The organism is Albidovulum salinarum, assembly GCF_025673475.1.
Lineage (GTDB): Bacteria > Pseudomonadota > Alphaproteobacteria > Rhodobacterales > Rhodobacteraceae > Albidovulum > Albidovulum salinarum.
This window is the reverse complement of record NZ_JAOVQO010000021.1, coordinates 62,493-70,700: the sequence shown is the minus strand read 5'-3', so window position 1 is coordinate 70,700 and position 8,208 is coordinate 62,493. Positions and strand designations below refer to the sequence as shown.

Here is an 8,208-nt window from a genome sequence, read left to right as displayed (position 1 = left end):
AAGATCCATCTCGGGATCAACGAGCAGACGTTGGAGGTTCGTGCCGTCGAGATCACCGGGAGCCATGTCGGCGATGCGCCGGTGCTGCCTGACCTGCTCGGCCAGATCCCGGCGGACCAAGAGATCGGTAGCGTCACCGCAGACGGTGCCTACGACACCCGCAAGTGCCACGATGCGATTGCTGACCGCGGCGCTCAGGCCGTCATCCCACCACGGAAGAATGCCAAGCCGTGGAAGACTGTCACCGCCGGGGCGGTCGCAAGAAACGAAGCATTGCGCGCCTCGAAATACCTCGGCCGCGCGCTCTGGCGACGATGGAGCGGATACCACCGCCGGAGCCGCGTCGAAACGAAGATGCACTGCGTGAAACTGCTGGGCCAGCGGCTCATGGCGCGGGACTTTGACCGCCAGGCTGCGGAACTCCACGTCCGCATCGCCATCCTGAACCGCTACACTGCGCTCGGCATACCTGTCACTGAAGCCGAGGGATGAGTCTGCCCGGGGATAGGGGAATCTCGGCCATCAGCCGATTTGTGCAACAGAGCCCTGTCTCATCTCCACTTCTTGGCGGTTACGATGAGCCAGTAATCCTCCGTTGCGCAATCACGTCAAAATGGCCCACAGGCGCTGACGGCGGACACCCCGTTTCGAAAGGCCGAATGGGTGGTCTACGCCAAACCGCCCTTCGGCGGCCCGGAGGCGGTGCTGGCCTATCTCAGCCGATACACCCACCGTGTCGCGATCTCAAACAGCCGCCTGATCAGCGCCGATACCGATAGCGTGACCTTCCGTTGGAAGGACTACCGCATCAGGCATGGCGACCGGCAAAAACTCATGCGGCTCGACACAGGCGAGTTCATCCGCCGCTTCCTGATGCACATTCTGCCCGACGGCTTCCACCGCATCCGCCACTACGGCCTGCGCGCCGGCGCCGCCCGCAAGACCGCCATCGCACGCATCCGAGAGTTGCTCGGACAGCAACCCGCCTTCGGCCTGATGCAGCACGCCCATGATCTGGGCTTCGGTGAAACGGCTCTTCTTCATCGGCATCTCCTCGTTCATCCTGCCGAGAAAATTCTACGTTCGCATCCCATTAACCATGGGGAGGATTACCGTATTGCTTCGCCGAAAGGGCGAATTTGGGGCGTTGGGGTTACATCTGCTACTCTGGAAAAGCGGCTCGCGCATCGGAAAGGCCCGCGAGGACGGCTTCGACGAGGACTTGAGGCATATTGTGCCCCTCAAGCCACGCCCTCGGATCTTCAGCGAGCGGCGGATCGAGTTCTGCCATTCGTTCAAATGCCTCAAGAGCGGCTTGTCCGTTCGACAGTTTAGTGTAAGCAATTGCAAGCATCGCCTGGCCGAACGACCAACCGTCTCTGGACGCTCGTTCCGCGGCCGAGAGCATCGCCGGCCACTCTTTCTTCATAAGGTGATCTGCGGCCAGCAGATGAAAGTAGAATGGCGGCGGCGCGATCGATCGGTCTATCGCGCGATGCATTATCGGTACGCCCTCGGAAAAACGTCCAGCAATACCATAACGGATCGCAAGATTGGCAAGGGCGGCCGGATCGTTGGGGTTAACTTCCACTGCCCGGCGCGCAAATTCAATAGATCGCTCAATATCTCCCGCGTACTGCTCGACATGCGACATTGCTTGCAACGCATCCGTATCCAGAGGGTCAAGGTCGATCGCACGGGTAGCGGCTTGCCGCGCAAGTTCGAATGCATCTTCCCTCGAGAGGACGTTCTCGTGGCCGAAACGTGCCGCATCGTTGCGCAGGTAGGCAAGCATCGCCCACGCCCGCACATAATCGGGGTTCTCGACAACGGTGGCTTCAAGACACTCCCGTACCGCCTGATACTCATCGCGGTGATACGTCCGGCGGTAAATCTGCGCGCTCGCAACGCAGGCAAAGCCCCGCAGGCTCGGATCGTTGCTACGGGGCAGTCGTTGGGCGCGGACATCGCGCATCGCATATCCGTATTGCTGGCCGATTGCCGAGGCGATCTCCGATGAAATCGAGTCCAGGATGTCGGTGATGCCCTGGCCCTCTGCACCCCCAGCGTAGCGTTCGCTCCATAAGATCTCCAGATCTTTGCTCCTGATGAGTTCGGCGCGAACGAAAAGATCGCTGTCCTCCCGCCAGACGTCGCCGGTCACCATAAAATCCGTCGTCGGAGATTTGCTTGGGGGTGTTGAGGTCTCGGAGACACTTATGACCTGGTCGGGTGCCATATGCACGGCAAGATCCGGAAACCTGATCAGGGCCGAGGCGATCTCATGGGTCAGCCCTGCCGCGACGAGTGATACAACCTCCTCATCCGTGCGGGCGTCGAAATCTTCAATGAGTATGGCGACAGTTTCTGCGTCCCTTGCGGCGGGTAACGGCGAGTTGCGGTCCGGTCGCGCGTTCCATGCAAGAACTGCGGCAACGATCACCATGCAAACGACCGCAATCAGGCCATTGCGCGCGTTGAACCACGTTTGCGACCTCGACGTCCGATAGCCGGCGTCTGCCGGTTCCGACGCCGGAGGGCTTTCATCGGGCTGTATGACACCTTGCGCGGTAAATCTCGGAATGTAGCGCCCCTTTGGGATGCTGATGCGGATCGGATCGTCCCTGCCGCTTTCCGCATAGTAGTTGTCGAGATCTCGGCGGAGCTTGCGCGCTTCCAGACGTACGACCGGGTCCGCCTGCTGGTCGAAATCGGACCCACGCCCGAAGACCGCCATCGCGATGGTCGTCGCCTTGATCTCATCGTCGCGGCCGGCCAAAGACTCTTCGACAACATACGTCAGCATCTCGCGGCGGCGGACGCTCGCCTGAAGCTCTTTGTAACTAAGTATCCGATCGAGTTGACGCCTGATGCTCTCTTCCGTCAGTTCCGGAACCTTCGATGTTTGGCGGCGCGGCACGGCAAGCGTCTCCGATCCTGTGCAAGGCTTTCAATCGGTGACATAGCACACGAGAGAGGCTGTGCCACCCAACCTGTGCGGCACAGATGCATAACGTAAGTTACATGTAGCAACGTTTGAAACGTTGGCTTTTCGGTGTTGGACTAACGCCATGAAGCCGATGCCGAAGAACGATTTTCTATGCAAGCTGGTTGAACAGGATCCCGAACAGGGCTCGGAGATCGCCAGCCTCGCGCGGGAAGACCCGGACTTCATGTCGATCTGCGAAGATATCGGCTTGGCCGAGGAAGCACTCGCGCGTTGGCAGGATCTACCTTGTCGCGCCGTTGAATATGAAGAAATACTGGACGGATTGAAGAAAGAGTTCTGGTCAAAGCTCTCAACTCGAACAGGGTGCGCGTCGAGTGACGACGTCGACGACACCAGCGATAACACCAGCACAGAAAGCGAAGGCAGATAAAATGGGAATGTTTCACAGGAGCATCAAGATGGCCGAACCGCCGGCGGCGCGGTCGCAAGAGCAGGGCCGCTCTCGCTTTGTCGTCGCGCTTTTTCTGGCTGTTGTCTGCGTTGCTCCACCGTCACTCGCGCAGGATGGGTCGAACCTCCCTGAGTTGCAGCGAGATCTCGAAGAGATCAACAACGGCACCAATCCCACGCTGCTGACGACGCAGGCCGGCATCCAGTACCAGTTCAACCAGATCAACCCGGATCTGGACACCGGGTTGCTCGAACTCTTCTACTTGCAGCCATTCGGCGATGGAAGCAAGGCATTCAGACTCACAATTCCCTTCTCCGACAGTGAGTTCAATTCACATCCTAGGCTTGGCGATGCGGCCCTGGCGTATGCCCAGAACCCCGACATCGGGTCCGAATTCGCACTAGGCGACATCAGCCTGACCTACATAGACGTCTTCCACCTCACCAAGAGCAACGGAGCGGCGTACACACTCGAATTCTTCCTCGATACGGCCGAAACCGATTTCGCCGGCTACGGCCAGTTCGCCCTGGAAACGTCCGTCTTTTACGCCTGGTTTCTCGACAACGGATCGATCTTCGCCCCCGCGTGGGTCCAGACCTTCGGCCTGGAAGGTGGAAACGCCAACGGCGAGAACCTCAACGTCACGACGGTCGATTTCTACTACGTTCCGAAGCTGGCGAACCCGAAATACTACCTTACCTTCGACCCCGCCGTGATCCACGATTGGGAGACCGATGACACCTTCGGTAGTCTTCAGGTGACTGCAGGCATGCTGACGGGGCCGCTCTTTGGCGGCGACAGCCAGATCTTCATCAAGCCCGGTGTGCTTTTCGGCGGCGACGCTCCAGCTGACTGGTCTATTCAGGTCGGCTTCAAGGTGCTCAACTTTTGACGCTGCCATCGCCCATTGATACGGCCCCAACATAAGCCCGACAGGCATACTGTCGACATCACAACTCCTACCTTTACAGGAAATTGAACATGAAGAACCGTCCCCTAACATTCCTTCTCTGCACCACAATCGCTGCTTCGCCGGTTGGCGCAATCGCCCACGACTCGAACCATGCCGTCGTTCCTGCGGGCGTCGTCGGAGAGATCGAGACGACCAATGTCAAAATGAAGTTCGACAACGTGGTTATCCGCGGCGCGCAGGTCTTCAACGGCTGCGATGAAGGGCTTGCGGATGTCGATGTTCTGGTCAGCGGACAGTTGATTTCGACCATCGACGCCAATGTCGAGGCGCCCGAGGGAGCCTTCGAGATAAACGCAGAAGGTTATACGCTGATCCCCGGTCTTATCGACGCGCATTGGCACGGCATCTTCGCCGAAGCGACGATCGCGCAACTGGCCCTGACCGGCGAGGGCTACTGGAACCTGCTGGCCGCCAAGGCCCAGAACAACGCGCTGTCACGCGGCTTCACCACCGTGCGCGATACCGCCGGGCCGATGTTCGACATTGCCAAGGCGACTGATCAGGGTCTGATTGACGGGCCGCGAGTGTTTCCCTCGGGTCCGGCGCTGTCGATCACCGCAGGTCATCAGGATTTCCGCCTGACGCGGGAAGTGCCGCAGGGCGCCGGCGAGTTGCACTCCTTCGAGCGCGGCAACATGTTCTACATTACCGACGGTGTGGCGGATGTGCTCAAACGCACGCGCGAAAACCTCATGCAGGGGGCCACGCAGATCAAGCTGATGGCCGGCGGCGGTGTCACCTCGGCTTATGATCCGATCCACACCATCCAGTTCACCGACGAGGAGTTCAAGGCCGCTGTCGAGGCGACGGAAGCCTGGGGCACCTATGTGACTACCCACGCGATCAACGATGAAGCCGTTGTCCACTCCATTGAAAACGGGGCAAAAAGCGTCGAGCACGCGCATATGGCCACGCGCGAAACATTGCAGATGTTCAAGGACAACGACGTGTGGCTCAGCATGCAGCCCTTCCTTGATGACGAAGACGCACCGGCCCTCAACGAGTTCCAGAAGTCGAAATACAAATTCGTCACCGACGGAACCGATTTTGTCTATCGCACTGCCAAGGAACTGGGCCTCAAGATCGCCTTCGGCACCGATACGCTGTTCAGTGCGGACCTCGCAAAACGGCAGGGCGCCGTGCTTGCCAAGATGCAGCGCTGGTTCACTCCCTACGAAACGCTGAAGATGGCCACCTGCGACAACGCCGAATTGCTGAAGATGTCGGGACTGCTAACGCCGTATCCGCTCGGCCCGCTGGGTGTCATCGAGGAAGGTGCCTATGCAGACATGATCCTCGTGAACGGCAACCCGCTGGAAAACCTCGACCTGATCAGCGATGCGAAGGCGAACTTCGGCATGATCATGAAGGATGGCATCATCTACAAGTACGATATGGAGTAGCGCCTGCTTCTTGGGAAAGGCTCAAACATCGTCGGAACGTTTCGGCGACTTCGGTCGCCGGAGCGAAAATGCGCTGATGTGTGGATCGGCATGCAACATTGACCCCCATCTTGGGATGATCGGCATGGCTGTGTTGCGCAAATCAACGGATGGCCGAGCTTCCCCTATCCCTGAACGGACTTATCCTGCGACCTTTGTGACGGGTATGCCGAGAGCGGTGTAGTCATTCAGGACGGCGATGCGGACCTGTAGCCCAGCGACCTGGCGGTCGAAATCCCGCGCCATGAGCCGTTGGCCCAGAAGCTTCAGACAATGCATCTTCGTTTCGACGCGGCTCCGGCGAGGATAGCCGCTCCATCGTAACCGGCCGGATTGGGCCGCAGTGGCCGCGATGATCTGTGATAGGCTCGCGGCATGGAGATTGACCGAGACCGGATCGACGACGCCGGTTCGCTCGAACCGGTGGCGCTCACCGGCTCGATGTCGATCAGCAGATGGAGCGGGCCCTTGGAGCCGCGGTAGGGGATGTTCACCGCCAAGGTTTTCTGACGCCGGGATAGCGTGCTGAAGTCTGGCACAGCCCAGTCCAGGCCGACCAGGCGCAGCAGGCTCTCGACGAAGCCGGTCGTCGGTCTGAGCGCCATGCCGAACAGCACCTTCATCGTCAGGCAGGTTTGGATGGCGGCGTCGCTGCAGGTCTGCTGTCGGCCGCGCTTGCCGTTCGGCACGGCATCCCAGTTCATCGCGGGGTCGAACCAGATCGTCAGCGACCCACGGCGCTTGAGCGCTTCGTTATAGGCTGGCCAGTTCGAAGTCTTGTAGATCGCGGGTGTCGGTCTGCTCATGCCACCCACCCACCACGCTGGATTCACGAGATGAATCCCTCTCGGGATTTATGCAACACTGCCCAGTTACACCCTCGTCGGCAAGACCCGCTATGGCTGCGCGGCGGCCCGCAACAAGGGCATCGCTTCCTCCTCCTCGCTGAGAACGCTGGAGCGCGGTTCCTTTGGTCCGGTCTTACGATCCTCGACGGTCTCGCGCTTGCGCCATTTTGCGACGGTCTTCGGATTGATCCCGAGTTCTCGGCTCAACGCCGCGGTCGAAGCTTGCGATCGCTGTATTGCTGCTCGGATAGCGTGCCTGGTCGTGGCGCAGCCGTGACGAACTTGTCCCATAGTGCTTCCTTCCATTCCAGCGAATGGATCGCACCATCAAACCGTGGGATCAAACACCTAGGAGACCCCACCCGCTTCACTCTGCCGTGGGAAGGGCGCCGGACAACCGACCGGAAAGCGCTGGAGGTAGTCCTGGTCCTTGGGTGGGTCCACTAGGAAACGGCCGGCTTGGGTCACGCGGGTCACCACCTTGCCGGGCCAGTGGCCGGATGCGTCGACGTCGCAGATGGTTTCCTCGGCGATCACCCGCTGCGCCTCGCTCGTGTGGAAGATCTCCGAACGGTAGATGGTCGCTACGACGTCTGAGCCGAGGTCGGGCCGGTGGACGATGAAGAAATATTCGAGCAACTCCCGGTAGGACAGGCGATCCGGATCGTAGATGACCTCGACCACCTCCGCGTGACCGCCGTTGGTCAACTCGGTGGGGTTGTCGCCTTCTCCGCCCATCCAGCCCACGCGCGTGGAGATGACCCCGTCACGGTGGCGAAGCAACTGCTGCATGATCCAGGAGCAGCCCCCCGCGAGGACGGCGCGTTCGTTGTCTTTGCTCATATCGTGCTCCTCCCTTCGAAATCATCCAAAAGACCAGAGACTTGCGCGGGGGCGCGTAACCGGGGCTCGCGCTGCATCGGGAACATCGGCGGTGAATCGCCCGATCGGATCTCGCCCAGCACCCGGAAGCCATGACGCTCATAGAACTGCCGGTTGTTGAGGCTGGTTGCCTCCAGATAGACCAACTGCCGATCGCGATCGCAGGCCGCGAGCCCGTGCCGCATCAATCTAGATCCGTACCCTCGCCCTTGCAACGCCGGGTCGACCCCGATCAGCGGGATGTACCAGTGCGGCTCCCGCGGATGAAATCCGGCCATCTGTTCGAAAAGAAACAGCAACTCGCCGAGCTTCGGCCCGGACATGTGCTGCTCGAAGAGTGCGCCGATCGGCCCGTCGTCGGGAAGAACCCCGGGCGGCAACCATTGTGCAACGCCGAGGTAGTCCCCGACGACGAAGGCGGAGCCATGGTCAAAGGACTTGCCGCCGAACAGCGTGACCAGCGGCAGGAATACCGTCAGGAACTGAAGCGGGTCGGGCCAGGCCCAGCGCGCCGCGGGATCGGCGCTGAAGGCCATTGCCATCGCCGCTTCGAACCGGGCCCGCTCCGCACTCGGAACGGCGCGAATCCGGAGCGCCTGGTCTCGATGCAGGGCAGGGGATGTAGACAGATGGTTCATGGCGTCCTCCGGTGCATGTTGACA

Annotated in this window: 7 protein-coding genes and 3 pseudogenes; 5 read left to right on the top strand and 5 right to left on the bottom strand. The window is 60.3% G+C overall.

Features of this window, described 5'->3' with window-relative positions:
• On the top strand, positions 1-492 hold a 492-nt coding region (locus OEZ60_RS19160), incomplete at its 5' end, for an IS5 family transposase (protein WP_263339735.1).
• A 150-nt stretch (positions 493-642) separates the two neighbouring features.
• Positions 643-972, top strand: a pseudogene (locus OEZ60_RS19155) (IS91 family transposase); the annotation flags it as partial.
• Between the two features lie 190 nt (positions 973-1,162).
• Here OEZ60_RS19155 and OEZ60_RS19150 read toward each other — a convergent pair.
• On the bottom strand, positions 1,163-2,920 hold the full coding sequence (locus tag OEZ60_RS19150) for a hypothetical protein (RefSeq protein WP_263339732.1): 1,758 nt from the start codon (positions 2,918-2,920) through the stop codon (positions 1,163-1,165).
• Between the two features lie 151 nt (positions 2,921-3,071).
• On the opposite strand from OEZ60_RS19150, the gene OEZ60_RS19145 reads away from it, so the two are divergent.
• From OEZ60_RS19145 to OEZ60_RS19135, 3 genes are all read left to right on the top strand, one after another.
• Positions 3,072-3,380 carry a hypothetical protein gene (locus OEZ60_RS19145; protein ID WP_263339731.1) on the top strand — a complete coding sequence of 103 codons (309 nt, stop codon included), beginning with the start codon at positions 3,072-3,074 and terminating at the stop codon, positions 3,378-3,380.
• 28 nt (positions 3,381-3,408) lie between these two features.
• Positions 3,409-4,293: a hypothetical protein gene (locus tag OEZ60_RS19140; protein ID WP_263339728.1), complete on the top strand. Its 885-nt coding sequence runs from the start codon at positions 3,409-3,411 to the stop codon at positions 4,291-4,293.
• Positions 4,294-4,382: 89 nt separating this feature from the next.
• Entirely contained in the window at positions 4,383-5,777 is a 1,395-nt protein-coding gene (locus OEZ60_RS19135) for a metal-dependent hydrolase family protein (RefSeq protein ID WP_263339725.1), read from the top strand.
• A 180-nt stretch (positions 5,778-5,957) separates the two neighbouring features.
• Here OEZ60_RS19135 and OEZ60_RS19130 read toward each other — a convergent pair.
• The 4 genes and pseudogenes from OEZ60_RS19130 to OEZ60_RS19115 all read right to left on the bottom strand — a co-directional run bounded on the left by OEZ60_RS19130 (position 5,958) and on the right by OEZ60_RS19115 (position 8,184).
• Positions 5,958-6,622: pseudogene (locus tag OEZ60_RS19130) on the bottom strand (transposase).
• Between the two features lie 123 nt (positions 6,623-6,745).
• Positions 6,746-6,955, bottom strand: a pseudogene (locus tag OEZ60_RS19125) (helix-turn-helix domain-containing protein); the annotation flags it as partial.
• 57 nt (positions 6,956-7,012) lie between these two features.
• Positions 7,013-7,507, bottom strand: coding sequence for a peptide-methionine (S)-S-oxide reductase MsrA (locus OEZ60_RS19120; RefSeq protein WP_263339722.1), 495 nt, complete (start codon positions 7,505-7,507; stop codon positions 7,013-7,015).
• A complete protein-coding gene (locus tag OEZ60_RS19115) occupies positions 7,504-8,184 on the bottom strand; it encodes a GNAT family N-acetyltransferase (protein ID WP_263339720.1) in 681 nt (226 codons plus the stop codon). The genes OEZ60_RS19120 and OEZ60_RS19115 overlap by 4 nt, the downstream gene beginning before the upstream one ends.
• Positions 8,185-8,208 lie beyond the last annotated feature (24 nt).

Coding starts and splice junctions, on each gene's coding strand:
- OEZ60_RS19145 (WP_263339731.1), top strand. CDS start 3,072: ATGAAGCCGATGCCGAAGAACGATTTTCTATGCAAGCTGGTTGAACAG.
- OEZ60_RS19140 (WP_263339728.1), top strand. CDS start 3,409: ATGGCCGAACCGCCGGCGGCGCGGTCGCAAGAGCAGGGCCGCTCTCGC.
- OEZ60_RS19115 (WP_263339720.1), bottom strand. CDS start 8,184: ATGAACCATCTGTCTACATCCCCTGCCCTGCATCGAGACCAGGCGCTC.
- OEZ60_RS19135 (WP_263339725.1), top strand. CDS start 4,383: ATGAAGAACCGTCCCCTAACATTCCTTCTCTGCACCACAATCGCTGCT.
- OEZ60_RS19120 (WP_263339722.1), bottom strand. CDS start 7,507: ATGAGCAAAGACAACGAACGCGCCGTCCTCGCGGGGGGCTGCTCCTGG.